The sequence below is a fragment of the Lysobacterales bacterium genome (assembly GCA_019634735.1).
GTDB lineage: Bacteria > Pseudomonadota > Gammaproteobacteria > Xanthomonadales > UBA2363 > Pseudofulvimonas.
The window spans coordinates 122,955-142,076 of the sequence record JAHCAT010000005.1; the positions used below are offsets into that span (position 1 = coordinate 122,955).

A 19,122-nucleotide genomic window follows, 5' to 3' on the forward strand; every position below is an offset into this window, starting at 1 on the left:
GCACTCCGGCGCACGCCAGGCGGGCCGAATCCGGCACAACCACCTCGCGCAGCCGGTGGAGTCGGTCCCTGCCGCCCCCGCACCTGTCCAGCGCGCCCGATCGCCCCTGGCGCGTAGCCACCGGACGCAGGTCGGCCGGCCCGGATCGGCGTCCCTTGCAGACACCTGCCGCTTCGCGTCCAATGGCCTGCGCCTGTTCCGGCCCCGTCAAGCCGGCCCGGGCGATACTGCCCGAGTCCATTGCTGGAGCCCCGCCGATGTGGCCACAACTTGACCAGGTTCCCGAGCGCGTGCTGACCCGGGCGGCCAGGATCCGGCTCGCCGTGTTCGACATCGACGGCGTGTTCACCGACGGCCGTCTGTGGTTCACCGACGACGGGCGCGAGTTCAAGGCCTTCCACGTGCTCGACGGTCTTGGCATCAAGCTGCTGACCGAGTCCGGGGTACGCACCGCGATCATCTCCTCGCGCTTCAGCCCGGTGGTCGGCCGGCGCGCCGCCGAGCTGGGCATCGAGCTCGTCTACCAGGACCAGGACGACAAGCTGGCCTGCTTCCAGCGGATCCTCGCAGCGCTGCGCCTGGTCACCGACCAGGCCGCCTACACCGGCGACGACCTGCCCGACCTGCCGGTGCTCAAGCGGGCCGGCCTGTCGGTCGCGGTGGCGAACGCCCATCCCATGCTGGTACCGCACTGCCACTACCGTACCCAGGCTGCCGGAGGAGCCGGCGCCGTGCGCGAGGTCTGCGACCTGATCCTTCACGCCCAGGGCCGCCTGTCGGACATCGAACGGCGCTTCGGGCATGGCTGAACGAACGACCCTGGGCCTGTTCGTCGCCCTCGCCGCGGCCGCAGCGCTGACCCAGTGGCTGCTGTGGCTGTTCACGCCGCCGCCGGAGCCCCCGCCGTTCGTCGGTCCGTTGCGCCCCGAGTACAGCCTGGATGCCTTCGAGCTGCGCGTCTTCAAGGAGGACGGCCTGCTCTCGCTCCAGGTCGAGGCGCCGCGCATGGACCGCCATGGCGGCGATGGCCATTTCCTGGTGCGGCAGCCGGAAATGGTGATCCTTCGCGAGGGCCAGCCGCAGTGGCAGGCGCGCGCCCGGGACAGTCGCATCGAGGCCAGCGGCAGCCAGCTCGAACTGCGCGGCGGCGTGCACTTCCACAGCCTGCCCGGCGATCCGCGTCCGCTGGACATCCGGACCGAGCACCTGGTGGCGTTTCCGGAGACGCAACGCGCCCAGACCGATACCGATGTCACCGTGCTTCAGGGCCGATCTATACTGCGGGGCTCCGGCCTGCGCGCCGACTTCGCCACGTCCAGACTGCAACTCGATGACTTCCGCCTGCATTCGCCGCCGAAGCGCTGACCGCCTGGCCGCCCTGCTGCTCCTGCTGGCCTGCACCGGACTGCAGGCGCTGGAAAGCGACCGCGACCAGCCCATGGAGATCAGCGCCCGCAGCTCGGACGCCGACCTCGCCAGCGGGGTGTACACCCTCTCGGGCGGCGTCGAGATCCGGCAGGGCAGCCTGCACATCCAGTCCGCGGAGGCCGAGGTCCATCAGCCCGAACAGGATGCCGAGGTCACCCGTGTGATCCTGACCGGCAATCCTGCCCGCATGGAGCAAGCGCTGGACAACGCCGCCGGGACGATGCGCGCCAGCGCCGCCCGGATCGACTACGACCGGCGCAGCGACGCCGTCGTGCTGACCGGCAACGTCCGCATCGAGGAGCCGCGCGGCACCCTGACCGGACAGCGGGTCACCTACGACATCGCCCGCGGCCGGGTCCAGGGCCAGGCCGGCAGCGGCGATGGCGAACGGGTTCGCTTCGTCATCCCGCCGCGCCCCCGGGCGGCCGGTCAGCCCGACGGCGACTGATGCTCACCGTCCGCGGTCTGCGCAAGCGCTACAAGGCCCGCGAAGTCGTGCGTGACTTCGGCATGCACATGGCCGAGGGCGAGGTGGTCGGGCTGCTGGGTCCCAATGGCGCCGGCAAGACCACCTGCTTCTACATGATCGTCGGCCTTGTGCCGGCCGATGCCGGCGAGATCCGCCTCGATGGCGAGGACCTGACCCAGGCCCCCATGCACGAGCGCGCCCTGCGCGGCATCGGCTACCTGCCCCAGGAGCCCAGCGTGTTCAGGCGCATGACCGTCGCCGACAACATCCTGGCGATCCTCGAGCTGCGCCGGGACCTGGCGCCCTCGGCGCGGGCCGACCAGCTCGACGACCTGCTCGAGGAGCTGCAGATCGCCCACCTGCGCGACAACCTGGGGATCAGCCTTTCCGGTGGCGAACGGCGGCGGGTCGAGATCGCGCGGGCGCTGGCGGCCAGGCCGCGCTTCATGTTGCTGGACGAGCCGTTCGCGGGCGTCGATCCGATCTCGGTGCTGGACATCCAGCGCATCGTCAGGCACCTCAAGACCCGCGGCATCGGCATCCTGATCACCGACCACAATGTCAGGGAGACGCTGAGCCTCACCGACCGCGCGTACATCCTCAACAACGGCGGGGTGCTGGCGGAGGGCAGTCCGGCCGAGATCCTCGCCAATCGCGAGGTGCGCGAGATCTACCTCGGCCACGAGTTCCGACTGTGACCGACCATTTGCGCCATCGCGAAGCGTGCCCCGGACGGTGCGATCCCGCCCGGCGCCTGCGGGGATGCGGCGTCGCCGCGGCCGCGTCGGTCCACGCGGTTCCTTCGATGGGCACCGGGCCGCGCCGGCGCCGGCTTCCCGGAAACTGAGCCATGCGCGCCGGCCTTGAACTGCGGTTGGGACAGCAACTGCGGCTGAGTCCGCAGTTGCGTCAGGCGCTCAAGCTGCTCCAGATGTCCCAGGCGGAGCTCGAGATCGAACTGCGCGAGCAGGTCGAGAGCAACCCCGTACTGGACCTTTTCGAGGGCGACGCCAGTGGCGGGCCGGAGGAGCCGGCTGCGCCCGCGGCCGCCGAGGGGACAAGTGCCCCTGCCGCGGATCCGGCGCCAACCGGCGAGGCGGCCGACACCGGCGGCGAGGACGGCTACGAGGCCGACCTGGACTACAGCCCGGAGCCCGGCGAGGGCGACTGGGGCGGTGGGGGACGCGGCGGCGACGCCGAGGGCGATCCGGTCGACTGGGCCGCGGCGCCCGCGGACGACCTGTGCGCGCACCTGCTGTGGCAGTTGCAGCTCAGTCCTGCCAGCGATCGCGACCGCGCCATCGCCGTGGCTCTGATCGAGTCGCTCGATACCGATGGCTACCTGCGTGTCGATCTGGAGGAAATCCAGGCGACGCTTGCACCGGACCTGCAGGTCTCGGACGCGGAGATCGAGGCAGTCAGGCACAGGCTGCAGCGCTTCGATCCGGTCGGCGTCGCCAGCCGCGATCTGCGCGACTGCCTGCTGGTGCAGATCGACAGCCTGCCCGACCGTGAGGATCCCGTGACCCTGGCGGCACGACGCCTGGTCGATCAGCATCTGGAAAGGCTGCCGCGTACCGACCGTGCCCAGCTCGCGAGACTTGCAGACTGCGACGAGACGACCCTGGCCGCGGCACTGGACCTGATCCGTTCGCTGGACCCAAAACCCGGCGGCCGCCTGGACACCAGCACCCCCGAGTATGTCCAGCCCGATGTCTACGCGGTGCGCGAGAACGGCCGCTGGCGGGTGGTCCTGGCCAGCGACCAGGGCCACGACCTGCGCATCAACCGCGACTATCTGCGCATGGCCCGGGAGGCCGGGCGCGAGGCGCGCAGCTACCTGCGCGGCTGCCTGCAGGAGGCGCGCTGGCTGCTGCGCGCGCTGGCGCAGCGCCAGGACACGCTGTACCGGGTGGCCTCGGCGATCGTCCGCGCCCAGGAAGCTTTCCTGGAGCAGGGTCCGCAGGCGATGCGTCCACTGATGCTGAAGGACATCGCTGCCGAACTCGACATCCACGAGTCCACCGTCTCGCGGACCGTGGCACGCAAGTACCTGCACACACCGCGCGGCGTGTTCGAGCTGCGGCACTTCTTCTCCACCGGCTACGCCGGCGGCGAGGACGGCGATGCCGCAGCCACGGCCGTGCGGGCCCTGATCGGCGAACTGATCGCCGCCGAGGATGCCGCCCGCCCGCTGTCCGACCAGGCCCTGGCCGGCCTGCTCAAGCAGCGCGGCCTCAACGTGGCACGCAGGACGGTCGCCAAGTACCGGGAGCAGCTGCGCCTGGCGCCTTCCCACGAACGTCGCAGGGCGGGCTGAGCAAGCCCCCCCTCTGTGCGCAAGGCCCGGCACAGCCTTTCGCCTCCGGCTGGCCGGCCAGTCAGGCCGGCGATTGTTCCGGTCCCGCCCCGGCCCTATACTGCCCGCCCCATGCCGCTGTAGCTCAGTTGGTAGAGCAACTGATTCGTAATCAGTAGGTCGGAGGTTCGACTCCTCTCAGCGGCACCAGGAACGAAAAAACGCCCCTCACGGGGCGTTTTTCTTTGGCTTCAGCTGCGCAGGCAGCGCTGGCTCTGCGTGCGGCTCACCAGCAGGCGGCCCCGAGCGGACCGGATGCGCCCTTTACGCCACGACTGGTGAGCGTGAGGTTGGCGCACTGGCCGTCGCGGGTCTGGTCGCCGCAGCGCGCCGAGTTGATCGGCGTCGCGGTCAGCGTGTAGGTCAGATTGGCGTCGGCCAGGGCGATCGCCACCTGGTAGCACTCCTGCTCCGACCGGTTGTTGGCGAAGCCCAGACCGTTGGGCTTCGCCGTGGTCAGGGCGTTGGTGTACTGGCCGCGCGCCGTGAAGAAGCGCTCCTGCTCACCGGCGATCCGGTTGAGGAACGCCTTGCCATCGGCCCGCTTGGTGCGCAGCACGTACTGCGTGTAGCTGGGATAGGCGATCGCTGCGAGGATCGCAACGATCACCACCACGATCATCACCTCGATCAGGGTGAAACCCCCTGCCCGTCTCCCTGGCATCGTCGACATGGTCTGCTCCTTGGCCGTCATTCCAGCGGGATTTCGCGCCAGCCGCTGCGGCGGCGCACCGGTACACCCAGGATCTTCTGACCCATCAGGCTCATCGAACCGCCGTCGGGATTCAGGAATGCCGACAGGTCGGGCGGACGGTTGGTCACGGTGCCGACACTGCCTGCAGCACCGCCGCCCAGTACGCCCTGACCCGGCAGATAGGCGGTCCCGCCGGTGTTGAGATCGCCCGGCAACGGGAAGCCGCCGGTGAACGCCGACAGCACGTAGATGGCGCCGGTACCCAGGGGCGAGCAGGGGTCGTTGGACGGAATGAAGCTGCCGAGGGCGACGATGCCCGAGGCGAAGCTCACCGGCACCGACATCTCGATCACCCGCTCGCCGCGCAACGCCCCGCCCATCAGGCTGGGGTTGCCGATCTGTACGAACCAGCCATCGCGGTCCTGTGGCACCACGTTGGTCTGGCTCATGTTCAGGAAGCCGCCCGTGCCGGCTGCCAGCGTCTGTTCGACCAGGGTTGCCTGGGTGATCGGATAGCGGCTGCATCCCTGCCCGCACTCGCGGATGCCATAGATGGCCTGCCGCGGAATGTTGATCTCGCGGTCGCTGTTCTCGATGAACTTGCCGGTACCCACGACGATGGTCATCTTGCCGCTGCTGGGATCGGCATAGATGGTCGGCGCGGTCGTGATCGGGCGCTGCGGAACGCCGGTCACCCGGTTGCCGCGGAACAGCAGGTCGACAGGCGCGGATGCGACGTTGTCCCAGGTGCGGTCCTGCAGGTCGATGCGGTAGAGGTCGCCGTTGAGGTCGCCAGCGACCAGGAAATCGACCTTGTAGTCGAGTTCGTAGTCGGCCGCCTGGACGGTGGCCAACCCGCGCGCCGCGGTGACATTGATGCGACGGGCCTGACCGGTGGCGATGTTGATGGCGAAGACCGCGCCGGTGCTGTTGCCGCCTGCGTGGGCATGGGCATCGGTCCGCTCGTTGGGCAGACCGCGCGTGGCGTAGTCGACGGTCGCCTCGCTGTTGTAGCCGGCCGGCACCATCGCCACCCAGGTGCCGTCGCTCAGGCGGACGACGTTCGGGCGGCCATAGGTGTAGCCCAGCATGGCGTCGCCCTCGTCCGTGAACTCCCACAACACCGTCGGCGAGTCGGGGTTGGATACGTCGATGGCGTAGACGCCCTGCCCGCCAAGCCCCAGCGTGCCGACCAGCACCGTTCGCCAGCGACCGCCGAAGAAGACGTCATGGTCGATCGGCGTGTTGTTCACGAACGGAACGAACTGGTACTCCGGGACCGTCAGGCGCCCCAGGTTCGCGAACACGCGGTTGGGGATGAAAGCCCAGCGTTCGGCGCCGGTCTCGGCATTGAACGCGTGCAACATGCCATCGTTGCTGCCGATGTAGAGCGTTGCCGGACGATCGCGGTTGTCCTGGCGGAACCGGGCGTACTGGGTGCCGCCTTCGGCGAAATCGCTGCGACCGCGATAGCCGAAGCGGGGCGCCGCGACGTTGATCAGGCTGGAACCGATGAAGGGACCCAGAATGGTCGACCGCTGCCTGAGCACGCCCCCCGTACCCTGCTCGACGTTGCGTGCGCCCCTGATCCACGCGACCCGCTGGGTACCCAGGGCATCGGCCGTGCCGGTCAGCGGATTGCGATTGAGGATGGTCTGCTGCGCGCCGCTCAGGTTGCCCCACTGGAACTCCACCGTGGTGGCCGGACCGCTCGCCGCCCGGTTGAAGAGGATGCGCCGGGAAGCCGGGGTCCGGGCGTCGAGCTGGGCGCCCGCACTGCTGCTCCATGCGAACACGTCCGTGGGCAGGCCAGTCTCCGGATTGATCTGCCGGCCCTGGATGTCGCCGGCCCAGGAACCGCTATCGTAGGACGCCTCGAACTGCACCGTGTCGGTTCGGAGGAAGGCCGTGGAGCCGGCCGATCCGGTGACTCCCTGGCGCCGGCTGACGTTGTCCAGCACCGAGTTCAGGGAGTCGACCAGTTCCTGGGGGTCCTGGGCGCTGAGGAACTGTCCGCGGCTGTTCAGCGCGGCATGCCAGGCGTCGTCCAGCGTGTTCGACTGGCCGGAGGTCGCCGCCGGCCAGATGTCGTCGCCGCGGCGCAGGCGGGTAAGACGGGCGCCCTGGCAGAGGTTTGGCACATTGAGCGATGGGTTGTCCACGCACGAACCGGAGGTGTCGTACTCCAGGGTGCCGCCCAGGCCGAATCCCACGAAATAGCTGACGACCCGCTGCCAGTTGCCGGGATCGTTGACTGGATTGAAGTAGATCTCGTCACCGGCGGACGCCCCGGTCACCACGCCGGTGCGGGTGTCGGGCGTATGGATCGGCACGTCGTTGGTCAGGTCCGCGCGCAGGTCGCGGGCCCAGAAGTAGAACGCGATGTCGGCCAGATTGGGCGCCGCAGTGCCTCCGGATGCCACGTTCCAGAACACTCGGCTCGCTGCCGCAGAGGTGGAGTACGCCCGGCCATCGGGGAAGGTCGTGGCCGTCCCGTCGTAATTGCCGATCGACGGCGCGGTGCTGGGGATTGTGCCGTTCCAGTAGCCGTCCGTGACCATGATATGGAAGTTCTGGCGACAGGACAGTTCCCGCCCGTAAGCCGGGTCGTAGTAGGGGTTGCGTGCGTTGAGCTGGCTCGCCCCGCCACGCTCGAAGAACTGGCCACCCCGGATCAGCGAGGCACGCATTGGCGTTCCGCCATCGGCAGGTGAATTGTGGATCCAGTTGAAGAACCTGCCCTTCCAGTCGGCATAGGTGCCGTCGGTGGCATCCAGTGCCTTGATCTCGGTGCTCGTCCCGATCTGGTTCTGGTGATAGTTTTGCCACGCCACCCGGTTGGCCGGGTTCATGTCGTCGAAGGCCAGCGTCAGGGCGCTGCGGGAAGTCAGCAGGCGCGTCCTGTAGTAGCTGAACCAGTTCGCGAAGTTCTGGCGCTGCGCGGTGCTCACCTGCCGGGCGGTGTAGTTGCGCTGGTCGTCGGGCGATCCCGAGCTGTAGTTGCTGTTCGGCGTGAAGTCGTAGTAGAACGCCGCGTTCTCGAACGGGAAGCGCGCCGTCTTGTTACTCGTGGAATTGTAGGCGCTCGTACAGCCCGCGCCCATTGGGGTGGTGGTGGTCGTCGACAATGCGGAATGGGTGACCCACGGACCACCGTGCGCCATGCTGATCGTCACCCGATAACCAGTGGACAGGTTGTAGGCGGTCGAGGTCCCGTCGAATCCATCGATGCGGGCAGCTGTGAAGCTGGCGTTCGGGAAAGACGTTCCATCCGCACGCTTGGGCGGCGTGTAAGTGATGTTGGGATCGAAATACTGCTTGTTGACATGCGCCGAGTAGTACTGGGGGTGGCGCCAGAAGCATCCCCTGTTGGAGCCGGTCGCCGTGAATCCCAGCAGGTCCGGCGTGAATCCGAACGCCATGCTTCCCGAATCGTCGAGGGTGACCAGCAGATTGGGCGGCAGCGCGGCATTGATGCTAGGCGGCACGCGCGACAGGTCCAGCGACTGGCCATGCGCGGCTCCGGCAGCGGAAATCGCCACGAAAGCGAGGAAAGTCTTTAGGGAGGCCATGACGGATGCTCCTGGCGCGCGGGCAAGCGGATTAGGGACTGGGCGGCGGCGGTGGCGGGGGGGGTGCGTTGGCGCCGCCCATGATGCCGACGTAATAGGTTTCGACCGAGCGGATCACGTTGATCGTCGAGCCGGTGCTGCGCCCGGTGATGCGGTAGACCGTGGGCGGCGGTGTGGCGCTGCCGCTGCCGGCGGCATCGACGCCGCCGAACGAACCGACCTGGCCACCCTGGCTGTCCAGGCCCTTGAGCGGACCCAGACTCTCGATCATGAACTGCGGACGCCGCGCCAGGCCGGCGCCATCGTAGGCGCCCAGCTGGGTGTCCGGAATGCGCGCGGCAGGGAATTCCTGGATGAACGATCCCGTCGGCACCGCGGTCCAAGACCGGTTGCTGCGGAACTGCTGTGCCCTGGCCGCGTTGGTCCCGCAGGCGGCGTCGGCCTGGTCGGTGAGGGATCCGGAGCGGGCGAAGACCCGGTCCAGGGCCGAGCAGTCACCGGAAAGCTGATCGCCCTTGGAGTGGAATTCGCGGATCCAGGCCTCGCCGGCGCGAGCCGCGCTTTCCGCTCCCGTCTGTGCGATCGAGACGTTGCGGAGATTGCCGGCCATGCGCTCCTGCATGACCACGCCGCTCATGGCGGTCACCGCCATGAGCGTGGTGATCAGCAGGAAGATCAGGCCGATCACCAGGGCCATGCCCTGCTGGCGGCGCGGCAGCCGGCTGCCTCGGTTTCGTGTGGTTCGGATCGGCGTGATCGGCATGATCGGCGCTCCGGTCAGTAGGCGTTGTTGCGGAGGGTGACCACGGTGCGGAACTCGCGACGCAGCATCCGGCCAGGAGGCAGGCCGGACGGCAGGGTGGTCATGCTGCCGCCCGGGCAGGTGCCGTGCGCTGGGTCGCAGGCGACCTGGACCGTATTGGCCGCATTGGCCGCGCCGGTGGCGAGAAAGGCGTACTGGAAGGGTTCCACCAGGGAGCCGGCGTCATCCACGGTGTTGGCCAGCAGGAACACCTCGACGGCGCGCACCGAGCGCCACCCGCAGTTGGCGGCGTCCTGCGCCGCGATCGGCGGAACCAGCGGCGGATTGAGCGAGGCCTGGGCGCAGTCGGCGGGCGTAAGCGCCTGGACCTGGGCGGCGGTCAATGGCCTCATGCGTCCAAGGCGGTCCTCGACGTGGTAAAGGAAGTCGAGCCGCTCGATGCCTTCGGCAACGGCGACATCGATGCCGTTCTCGCGCCTGCGCAGGGTCGAGACCAGGCGGCCCGGGCGCGACGGATCGTCGCTCAGGCGCAGGTAGTAGGTGACGGTGACGAAGTCGGTGTCGAAGTTGTTCACCCGTGCATCGTTGTCCGGCGAGAAGGCGCTCAGCACGCGCGCGTCGGTCATGTTGCCGACACCCACCAGGGTCTCGCCGTCGATGCGGCGCACCGCCATGATCGCGGTGGTGGCGTAGTCGCCGACCACGACCAGGCCGCTGTTGCCGAGCTGGAAATCGCTGCCGGCACGCAGGAGCAGCGTGCCACCCTCGACGGGGCCGCTGAAGTCGGCGCGCAGGGGCGTTCCTTCCCCGCGCAGGTACCGCAAGGTGAGCACATCGCCACCACGTGCGCGGCTGTTGACGGTGACACCGAGCGCCGGCAGCGGGCCATAGCCGGAGACGTTGTACAGGTCGGCGCCAGGCGCCGCAGCGATCGCCGGGGCGCAGGTGGCGGCATTGCAGTCGTGGCCCCGCAGCAGGTAACTGGGCGGAATCAGGTAGCGGCTGGTGCCGGCCGCGGTGGGCGCTGCAGGCAGTCCGGCCTGCGCGAACAGCCCGGCGCCGAGATTCACGAAGCTCAGCATCGGCCGGTCCGGATTGGTGGCGCCCGGGCCGCCGCCCTCGCTGGCCTTGCGCATGCTGCGCGTCGCGGTGGCCATGCGCAGGTCCTCGGCGATGCGGCTGAGCGCGAAGCGGCCGTTTTCCTGCAGTCGCGCCAGGCCGTTCTCGAGCCGGTTGACGTTGGCGGTGGTATTGAACAGCGAGGTGATGCCCAGCAGCAGGATGGTGCCGATCAGCAGGGCGATCATCAGCTCGATCAGCGACAGGCCCTGCTGGCGGAGGCGGAGGTTCGTCATGGCTGCACCATCCAGGTGAAGGCGCGCTGGCTGACGTCCTGGGTCTGTCCGGTGTCGCCGACTTCGCTCCAGCGTACCCCCAGCGTGCAGACGCCGGCATAGCCGGCGGCGGTGAACCCGGTGGCCGCACCGGCGGTGCAGTTGACCGAGATCTGCCCTGCCGGCAGGCGTTGGGCCGCCATCGCCGCCCAGGCGGCGCGGTCGCGGGCGGCCGTCTGGGCCGGCGTGCACGGACCGCAGTCGGCAACGGTGGGGCCGCTGATGAAGCCACCGGTGTTGTAGTTGCCGGCGTTGACCGCCGCCAGGTTGGCGCGCAGGCCGTCGGCCATCGCCTCGGCCACGTAGACCGCCTGGGAGTGATGGTAGGCCTGGTGGTTGCCCTTGACCGCGGAGACCAGCATGGCAGCCAGTCCGAGCAGGCCGATGCTGAACACCAGCAGGGCAATCAATACTTCCAGCAACGAGTAGCCGGCTTGGGCTCGACGAACAGGCGATCGGCGACTGGCCATATCAGCTGCATCCCAGGCCGATGCCGGCCAGATTGCGCACAGCCTGCGCCCTGCCCGAGGGGTCGAGCCGGATGCCAGTGGACCGGGCGGCGTCGCCACCCGGGCGGCACAGCGCGAAGCGGGCCCCGTCGGCCGGGGTTCGCGTCTGGCCCAGCGGCCCGAAGATCACCACGGGGACCGGGTCACCGCCGGCAGCCGCGCCGGAAACGCCACGCAAGGTGAACAGGAAGTTGGTATTGCCCTCATAGCCCACGTTGACGGCGGGCGCGGTCTTGATGAGCGCCTCCCCGGCATCGCGGATGCCGTTGCCGTTGGTGTCCTCGAACACCTCCCAGCCCTCGTTCCAGTCGCCGCCGAGCGCCGCCACCGCCGCGGTCCGGGCGACCTTGACCGCCTCGCTTCGAGCCATGGAGAGGTCTGCCAGCAAGTTGTTGATATTGCTGGTGCTGCGGTTGTTGAGGGAGATCTCCCGAAAGCTTGGCGTGGCAATGGCGACCATGACGGCCAGGACGATCAGGACGATCATCAGCTCGATCAGCGTGAAGCCACCTTCGTCGCGGCCAAGACTGGATTGCCTGCAGGGTTTCATGCGCACCTCCCGGGCCCTGAGTGTGTCGCGGCCCGCGTCGGGGGCTCAAGCCCGCCCCGACCGACGGCGCCTGCCAGCCGACAAGCGGCGCCCCCTCCTGGCCCCAGCGCCCTGCTTCCAGCCCAACCTACCCCTCAAGGCGGACCCTGAGCTCCCTTGGCAGGGCGAACACGATGTCCTCAGGCTCGCCGTCCAGCTCCTCGACCGACGACGCCCCCAGGGCGCGCAGGCGGGCCACCACGTCCTGGACCAGCCGTTCCGGCGCCGAGGCGCCGGCGGTGAGCCCCACCCGCCGGCAGCCGGCCAGCCAGGCCGGATCGATGTCGGCGGCGCCGTCGATCAGGTGGGCCGGAATGCCGGCCTTGGCGGCCAGTTCGCGCAGGCGGTTGGAGTTGGAGGAGTTGGGCGAGCCCACCACCAGCACCAGGTCGCACTGCCCGGCCAGGCGCCTGACCGCGTCCTGGCGGTTCTGGGTGGCGTAGCAGATGTCGTCCCGCCGCGGACCGGCAATCGCCGGAAAGCGTTCCTGGAGGGCGGCGATGATGTCCCGGGTGTCGTCCACCGACAAGGTGGTCTGGGTCACGAAGGCCAGTTGCCCGGGATCGCGAACCTGCACGCTGCGGGCATCCTCGATGGTCTCGACAAGCTGGATGCGCGCCCCCTGGCAGTCGGTCTCGCTCCACTGGCCGAGGGTACCCTCGACTTCCGGATGCCCGGCGTGGCCGATCATCAGCACGTCGCGGCCGGCCCGGCAGTGCTGGGCGACCTCGATATGCACCTTGGTGACCAGCGGACAGGTGGCGTCGAACACCTGCAGGCTGCGCCGGGCACCCTCGTCGCGCACCGCGCGCGACACGCCGTGCGCCGAATAGACCACGGTGCCGCCATCGGGGACCTCGTCGAGCTCCTCGACAAAGACGGCGCCGCGCCGGCGCAGTCCGTCGACCACGAAACGGTTGTGCACCACCTCGTGGCGGACATAGATGGGCGCGCCGAAGGCATCGAGCAGGCGGTCGACGATCTCGATGGCGCGGTCGACACCGGCGCAGAAGCCGCGGGGATTGGCGAGCAGGACGTCCATGCCCGCGATTATCGCACCCGCAGCGACCGCGATCCGCGACCGCAAACAGATCCCCCCAAGTCCCAAGTCCCAAGTCCCGAGTCCGAGTCCGAGTCCGAGTCCTTAGTCCCCTTGGTCCTTGGTCCTTGGTCCTTGGTCCTTGGTCCCTGGTCCCTGGTCCCCGGTCCCCGGTCCCCGGTCCCCGCTCCCCGCTCCCCGCTCCCCGCTCCCCGCTCCCCGCTCCCCGCTCCCGACTCAACCGTGCCGCGACTCGCGCGGCCCGAAAAGCAGCACGGCGATCAGGATCGCGGCGCCGCAGGTGATCGCGGCATCGGCGACGTTGAATGCCGGGAAGTGCCAGCCGCGCCAGTGCACGTCGACGAAATCGACGACATGACCATGACGGAGGCGATCGACCAGGTTGCCGACCGCGCCGCCCAGGATCAGGGCGTAAGCCGCGGCCAGCCAGCGCTGCTGGCGCGGCGTCTGGCGCAGCCAGACCACCAGCAGCACGCTGACCACGGCAGCCAGGCCGCTGAACAGCCAGCGCTGCCAACCGCCGGCGTCGCCCAGGAAGCTGAAGGCGGCGCCGGGATTGAAGACCAGGGTCCAGTTGAGGACCGGAAGCACCGGTACCGGCTGACCGTGCGCCAGCATCGCCAGGGCGATCTCCTTGCTGGCGAGGTCGGCAACCAGCACGGCAAGAGCCAGCCACAGCCAGGCGAGCGCGTGGTCCGGCGCCCGTGCCACGGCGCCCGCACTCATGCGCCGGCGGCGTTCTGGCGGGCTTCCTCGGTGACGCTCCACAGCCGCTCCAGGCCGTAGAACTCGCGAACCCGCGGCAGCATCACGTGCACGACGACATCGCCCAGGTCGACCAGCACCCACTCGCCCTCGCGCTCGCCCTCGACGCCCAGCAGGGCGGCGCCAGCGGCCTTGAGCTGGCGGACGACCTCGTCGGCGATCGACTTGACGTGGCGGTTGGAGGTGCCGGAGGCAACCACGATGTGGTCGGTCACGCTGGTCCGGCCGCGCACGTCGATGGCTTTGATGTCGACCGCCTTGAGGTCCTCCAGGGCGGCCACCACGCTGTCGCGCATGGTCTCCGGGTCAGGGTGGGCGGTGTTGCTTGCGGGGGCGTGGGTCGTGGCGGTCAAGCAGGGCGTCTCGGGGGAATCGGCCGCCAGTATAGCGCCGGGGCGTCCGGCGACCCGGCGCCGGGCTGAACGGCGCGACGCTCAGGAACGGTAGAGCCCGTGCGCCTGGATATGCTCGAGCACAGCCTGGGGCAACAGGAAGCGGGGCGACCGGCCGGCGGCCAGGGCGGCGCGGATCAGGCTGGAGGACACCGCCAGCGGCGTCACCCGCTGCACCATGACCCGCCCGGCGGGCTCGCGCTGCAGCAGGTCGACCCGGCCGGTCCAGCGGCCGGCCATGGCCGCGTGCAGGTCGGGGTCCAGGCGGTCCAGGCGCTGCCGGGGCCGGGTCATGGCCAGCAGGTGCGCCAGCCCGGTCAGCTCCTGCCAGCGATGCCACCCCGGCAGCGCGCGGAAGGCATCGGCGCCCAGCACGAACACCAGCGGGCGCGCCGGTCCCAGCTCCTCGCGCAATGCCAGCAAGGTGTCGACGCTGTAGCTGTTGCCCCTGCGGTCCAGCTCGCGCCGGTCAAGGCGCAAGCGGTCCTGGCCGGCAAGGGCGAGCGCCAGCATGGCGGCCCGTTGCTCCGGGGGCGCGCCCGGCTGGCCGCGGTGCGGCGGCCGCCCGGACGGCATCAGGCGCACCTCGCAGTCCAGGCGTTCGGCGACCTCCCAGGCGACGCGCAGGTGGCCGTAGTGGACCGGATCGAAGGTGCCGCCGAACACCGCGACCGGGCCGGTTGCGCCCTGCCCGACCGCGCCGTTCATGCGCGCACCCGCCGGCCGCCGACGGCGAGACGCACGATCAGGCGTTCCAGGGTCAGCCAGGGCAGGCCAGGGCCCTGGCCCTTGGCCTGGCGCTCGGCCTCGGCGAACCCGGACAGGGCGCGCACCAGGCCGGCCTGGCCGATGCGGCGCAAGGCGCGCGCGTACAGGTCGATGCGGCTCTGCCAGACCTTCTCGGCGCGCAGCGCTGCGGCTTCCGGCTGACCGCCAGCGCTGGCCTCCGCGGCGCGCGCGAGCACCTCGATCTGGCTGCCAAGCCAGGGAACCAGCGCCGCCGGCGCCTCGCCCTCGGCGCGCAAGGCGCGCAGGATGCGCAGGGCGCGGCCGGGCTCGCCGGCCAGCACGGCATCGGTCAGGGCGAAGACATCCAGGCGCGACTGTTCGGCGAGCAGGGCCGCCAGGCGATCGGCTCCCAGCGGCCCGGTCTCGCCGGCCAGCACCAGCTTGTCCAGCTCTTGGGCGCAGGCCAGCAGGTTGCCCTCGGTGCGCAGGGCCAGCAGGTCGATGGCGTCGGCAGCCAGGGCCAGCCCAAGGCGCCGGGCGCGTTCGGCTATCCAGGCGGGCAGCTCGTGGCGGCGAAGCGGCCAAAGCACCAGCTGCCAGCCTGCCGTGGCCAGAGCCCCGACCCAGGCGGCGCGTTCGTGCTCGCGGCTCCAGGCAAGGCAGGTGACCAGCAGCACACTGTCCGGCGTCGGCGCCTGGGCCCAGGCCGCCAGTGCCTCGCTGCCCTCGCGCCCGGCCTTGCCGGACGGCAGGCGCAGGTCGATCAGGGTGCGGCCGCCACCGAACAGCGAGCCCTGCTGGCCGGCCATGGCCAGCGCAGCCCAGTCGAAGCCGCTCTCGCCGGCCTCGAGGACACGGCGCTCGTCGAAGCCCTGGCGGCGCGCCGCCTGGCGCACGGCGTCGGCGGCCTCCAGCACCAGCAATTCCTCCTGGCCGGCGACCAGATAACACGGCGCCAGCGGTTCGCGCGCCAGGTGCGCGACCAGCGCCTCGGCGCGTTCCGCCTTCACGGCATCGCGCCGCCGCCCAGGTTGCCGGCGGCGCGCTCGATGCGACGCATCAGCGCCCGGACCATCTCGCGCTCAAGGTCGCGGCGCAACGCTTCCTCCTGGCCGGCGACGCCCAGGGCATCGCGCTCGTCGAACACGAAGTCGCGCTCCAGCACCAGCTCCTGCTCCGGCACCAGGACCCGGCCGTCGGCCAGGCGCAGTTCGAAGACCACGCGATGGCGCACCGCGAACTCGCGCACGCGGGCCTGCTCGCTGATGGTCAGCGCCTCGGTGGCAACCGCGTTGACCGGCACGCGCAGCACGGCGACAGCGGTGGCATCGGCGGGTTGCAGGGCGACGCCGGCCCGCTCCAGGGCCGCTGCCAGGTCGCGCCGGATGCGCGGCCCGCTGTCGGCCATGTCCAGGCGCAGGGCGCGCAGTTCCGGCGGCAGCGTCGCCTCGCCACGAAGCTGGAAACCGCAGGCACCGAGCAGGACGGTGGCGGCGAGCAGGCAGAGCAGGACGGGCGTGCGCACAGCGATCTCCGCGGGGGTGCGCCATTATGCCCGAGCGGCGACCGCCATCAGCGGCCGGCGGACCGGCATCCGGCCCGGAGGCTTCATCGGGTCGCCGCTGCGGCCGCCGGTCTTCGCACCGTTCCGCGGTCCGCTCCCGTGGCCAGGTTCGATGTCGTGTCGGGTCCGCCTTCACTGTCCAACGGCACGCTGCCCGCACCGCGACGGGACCCCGCCGGCCTCACCGCGCGCACTCGTGGGTCAACAGCGTCAGACCACGATGTTGACGATCCGCCCGGGCACCACGATCAGCTTGCGCGGCGTGGCGCCGTCCAGGAAGCGCTGCACCGCAGGGTCGGCCAGGGCCGCCTGGCCGACCGCGTCGCGGTCGGCGTCGGCCGGCACCTCGATGGTGCCGCGCAGCTTGCCGTTGACCTGCACCGCCAGCACCAGGCTGTCGCGCACCAGGGCGGCGGGGTCGGCGACCGGGAACGGCAAGTCCTCGACCAGGGTCTCCGGGTGGCCGAGCGCCTGCCACAGCGCATGGCAGATGTGCGGGGCGATCGGGTCGAGCAGGCGCACCACCGCCTCCCAGGCCTCCTGCATCAGGGCGCGGCCCTGGGCAGTGTCGTCCTCGGCGCGGGCCAGCGCGTTCATCAGCTCCATCACCGCGGCGATCGCGGTGTTGAAGGCCATCCGCCGGCCCAGGTCGTCGCCGACCTTGGCGATGGTCTCGTGCAGCTTGCGGCGCAGCGCGCGCTGGTCGGCGTCCAGCGTCGCCGCATCCAGCGGCGCGGCCGGGCCACCGGCGACATGGCGCTGCACCTGGGTCCACAGCCGGCGCAGGAAGCGCGCCATGCCCTCGACACCCGCCTCGTTCCACTCCAGGCTCTGTTCGGCGGGCGCCGCGAACATCGAGAACAGGCGCACCGTGTCGGCGCCGTACTTGTCGACCATCGACTGCGGGTCGACGCCGTTGTTCTTCGACTTCGACATCTTCTCGATGCCGCCGACCTGGACCGGCGTGCCGTCGGCGACCAGCGCCGCGCCGATGATCCGGCCGCGCTCGTCGCGCACCGTCTCGACCTCGGCCGGATTGAACCAAGTGCGCGCGCCGTCGGGCGCCTCGCGGTAGAAGGTCTCGGCGACCACCATGCCCTGGCACAGCAGGTTGCGTGCCGGCTCGTCGCTGCCAACGAAGCCGGTGTCGCGCAGCAGCTTGTGGAAGAACCGGAAGTACAGCAGGTGCATGATGGCGTGCTCGATGCCGCCGATGTACTGGTCGACCGGCAGCCAGTGGTCGGCGCGGGCGTCGACGATGTCGGTGGCGCCGGGGCTGGTGTAGCGGGCGTAGTACCAGCTCGACTCCATGAAGGTGTCGAAGGTGTCGGTCTCGCGCTCCGCGGGACCGCCGCAGGACGGGCAGGTGGTGCGCCGCCACGCCGGGTCGGCCTTGATCGGCGAGATCACCGTGCCGGCCGCGAAGGCGTCGGCGACGTCCTCGGGCAGCACCACCGGCAACTGGTCCTCTGGTACCGGCACGTCGCCGCAGGACGGGCACAGCACCATCGGGATCGGGCAGCCCCAGTAGCGCTGCCGGCTGACGCCCCAGTCGCGCAGCCGGAAGTTGACCTTGCGAACCGCCTTGTCGCCGAGGATGCCGGCAATGCCGTCGAAGGCCTCGCGATGGCCCAGGCCGTCGATGGCGCCGGAGTCGACCACGCGCAGGCCCGGGTGGCTCTTGTCCGCATACCAGTCCTGCCAGGCGTCGACATCCCAGGTCTCGCCCTCGACGGCGATCACCTGGCGCACCGGCAGGCCGTACTTGTGGGCGAACTCGAAGTCGCGCTGGTCGTGGCCCGGCACCGCCATCACCGCGCCCGTGCCGTAACCCATCAGCACGAAGTTGGCGACCCAGATCGGCAGGCGCTCGCCGGACACCGGGTGCAGGGCATGCAGGCCGGTGGCCATGCCCAGCTTCTCCTGGGTCTCCAGCTCGGCCTCTGAGACGCCGCCCTTGCGGCACTGGGCGATGAAGTCGGCCAGTGCCGGGTTGCCGGCCGCCGCCCACTGGGCGACCGGGTGTTCGGCAGCGACCGCCAGATAGGTGGCGCCCATCAGGGTGTCGGGCCGGGTGGTGAACACGCGCAGCGGTTCGGCCAGCGCCTCGACCTGGAAGGCGATCTCCAGGCCCTCGCTGCGCCCGATCCAGTTGCGCTGCATGGTCTTGACCGGCTCCGGCCAGCCGTCCAGCGTGTCCAGGCCGTCGAGCAGTTCCTGGGCGTAGGCGGTGATCTTCAGGAACCACTGCGGGATCTCGCGCTTCTCGACCAGGGCGCCGGAGCGCCAGCCGCGGCCGTCGATCACCTGCTCGTTGGCGAGCACGGTCTGGTCGACCGGGTCCCAGTTGACCTGCGCGTTCTTCCGGTACACCAGGCCCTTGCGGAACAGCCGCACGAACATGCGCTGCTCGTGCACGTAGTAGTCCGGCCGGCAGGTGGCGAACTCGCGCGACCAGTCGATCGCATAGCCCAGCGCCTGCAGCTGGCCGCGCATGTGCTCGATGTTGGCGTAGGTCCACTTGGCCGGCGCCGTCTTGTTCTTGATCGCCGCGTTCTCGGCGGGCAGGCCGAAGGCGTCCCAGCCCATCGGCTGCAGCACGTTGCGGCCCTGCATGCGCTGGTAGCGGCTGATCACGTCGCCGATCGTGTAGTTGCGCACGTGGCCCATGTGCAGGGCACCGGAGGGGTACGGCAGCATCGACAGGCAGTAGAAGGTCGGGCGTCCCGGCTGCTCGGTCACCTCGAAGGCGCGGGTCCGGGTCCAGTAGTCCTGGGCGGCGGCCTCGACGGCGCGGGGGTCGTAGTGTTCCTGCATGGCGGTTCCGGGGCGCAC

18 protein-coding genes and 1 tRNA gene are annotated in these 19,122 nt (G+C 70.2%); 6 read left to right on the forward strand and 13 right to left on the reverse strand.

What is annotated here, in order from left to right:
* Positions 1-257 precede the first annotated feature (257 nt).
* The 6 genes from KF823_06675 to KF823_06700 all read left to right on the forward strand — a co-directional run bounded on the left by KF823_06675 (position 258) and on the right by KF823_06700 (position 4,406).
* Positions 258-809 carry an HAD family hydrolase gene (locus tag KF823_06675; GenBank protein ID MBX3725587.1) on the forward strand — a complete coding sequence of 184 codons (552 nt, stop codon included), beginning with the start codon at positions 258-260 and terminating at the stop codon, positions 807-809.
* Positions 802-1,365, forward strand: a complete 564-nt coding sequence (lptC, locus tag KF823_06680; GenBank protein ID MBX3725588.1) for an LPS export ABC transporter periplasmic protein LptC — start codon at positions 802-804, stop codon at positions 1,363-1,365. The genes KF823_06675 and lptC overlap by 8 nt, the downstream gene beginning before the upstream one ends.
* Complete coding sequence (lptA, locus tag KF823_06685; GenBank protein ID MBX3725589.1) at positions 1,331-1,876, forward strand: lipopolysaccharide transport periplasmic protein LptA; 546 nt, start codon at positions 1,331-1,333, stop codon at positions 1,874-1,876. Before lptC ends, lptA begins: the two co-directional genes overlap by 35 nt.
* Entirely contained in the window at positions 1,876-2,595 is a 720-nt protein-coding gene (gene lptB, locus KF823_06690; protein MBX3725590.1) for an LPS export ABC transporter ATP-binding protein, read from the forward strand. The genes lptA and lptB overlap by 1 nt, the downstream gene beginning before the upstream one ends.
* A gap of 152 nt (positions 2,596-2,747) precedes the next feature.
* Entirely contained in the window at positions 2,748-4,217 is a 1,470-nt protein-coding gene (locus KF823_06695) for an RNA polymerase factor sigma-54 (GenBank protein ID MBX3725591.1), read from the forward strand.
* 113 nt (positions 4,218-4,330) lie between these two features.
* Positions 4,331-4,406: transfer RNA gene (locus KF823_06700), tRNA-Thr, on the forward strand.
* A gap of 76 nt (positions 4,407-4,482) precedes the next feature.
* On the opposite strand, the gene KF823_06705 is transcribed toward KF823_06700, so the two are convergent.
* The 13 genes from KF823_06705 to leuS all read right to left on the reverse strand — a co-directional run bounded on the left by KF823_06705 (position 4,483) and on the right by leuS (position 19,104).
* Positions 4,483-4,920: a prepilin-type N-terminal cleavage/methylation domain-containing protein gene (locus KF823_06705; protein MBX3725592.1), complete on the reverse strand. Its 438-nt coding sequence runs from the start codon at positions 4,918-4,920 to the stop codon at positions 4,483-4,485.
* A 26-nt stretch (positions 4,921-4,946) separates the two neighbouring features.
* Complete coding sequence (locus KF823_06710; protein MBX3725593.1) at positions 4,947-8,522, reverse strand: PQQ-binding-like beta-propeller repeat protein; 3,576 nt, start codon at positions 8,520-8,522, stop codon at positions 4,947-4,949.
* 31 nt (positions 8,523-8,553) lie between these two features.
* Entirely contained in the window at positions 8,554-9,285 is a 732-nt protein-coding gene (locus KF823_06715; GenBank protein MBX3725594.1) for a hypothetical protein, read from the reverse strand.
* Between the two features lie 14 nt (positions 9,286-9,299).
* A complete protein-coding gene (locus tag KF823_06720; protein ID MBX3725595.1) occupies positions 9,300-10,640 on the reverse strand; it encodes a PilW family protein in 1,341 nt (446 codons plus the stop codon).
* Entirely contained in the window at positions 10,637-11,149 is a 513-nt protein-coding gene (pilV, locus tag KF823_06725; GenBank protein MBX3725596.1) for a type IV pilus modification protein PilV, read from the reverse strand. The genes KF823_06720 and pilV overlap by 4 nt, the downstream gene beginning before the upstream one ends.
* Before the next feature lies 1 nt (position 11,150).
* Positions 11,151-11,675 (reverse strand): GspH/FimT family pseudopilin, encoded by a 525-nt coding sequence (locus KF823_06730; protein ID MBX3725597.1) that lies wholly within the window; start codon positions 11,673-11,675, stop codon positions 11,151-11,153.
* A gap of 190 nt (positions 11,676-11,865) precedes the next feature.
* Positions 11,866-12,819, reverse strand: a complete 954-nt coding sequence (ispH, locus tag KF823_06735; protein MBX3725598.1) for a 4-hydroxy-3-methylbut-2-enyl diphosphate reductase — start codon at positions 12,817-12,819, stop codon at positions 11,866-11,868.
* A 234-nt stretch (positions 12,820-13,053) separates the two neighbouring features.
* Positions 13,054-13,563 carry a signal peptidase II gene (gene lspA / locus KF823_06740; GenBank protein ID MBX3725599.1) on the reverse strand — a complete coding sequence of 170 codons (510 nt, stop codon included), beginning with the start codon at positions 13,561-13,563 and terminating at the stop codon, positions 13,054-13,056.
* On the reverse strand, positions 13,560-13,898 hold the full coding sequence (gene rsfS, locus KF823_06745) for a ribosome silencing factor (GenBank protein MBX3725600.1): 339 nt from the start codon (positions 13,896-13,898) through the stop codon (positions 13,560-13,562). The genes lspA and rsfS overlap by 4 nt, the downstream gene beginning before the upstream one ends.
* A gap of 138 nt (positions 13,899-14,036) precedes the next feature.
* The gene (nadD, locus tag KF823_06750; GenBank protein ID MBX3725601.1) at positions 14,037-14,702 is read right to left on the reverse strand and encodes a nicotinate-nucleotide adenylyltransferase; all 666 of its coding nucleotides are present in this window, start codon (positions 14,700-14,702) and stop codon (positions 14,037-14,039) included.
* A complete protein-coding gene (gene holA, locus KF823_06755) occupies positions 14,699-15,733 on the reverse strand; it encodes a DNA polymerase III subunit delta (protein ID MBX3725602.1) in 1,035 nt (344 codons plus the stop codon). Before holA ends, nadD begins: the two co-directional genes overlap by 4 nt.
* On the reverse strand, positions 15,730-16,248 hold the full coding sequence (locus tag KF823_06760) for a hypothetical protein (protein ID MBX3725603.1): 519 nt from the start codon (positions 16,246-16,248) through the stop codon (positions 15,730-15,732). The genes holA and KF823_06760 overlap by 4 nt, the downstream gene beginning before the upstream one ends.
* Before the next feature lie 249 nt (positions 16,249-16,497).
* Positions 16,498-19,104 (reverse strand): leucine--tRNA ligase, encoded by a 2,607-nt coding sequence (leuS, locus tag KF823_06765; protein ID MBX3725604.1) that lies wholly within the window; start codon positions 19,102-19,104, stop codon positions 16,498-16,500.
* Positions 19,105-19,122 lie beyond the last annotated feature (18 nt).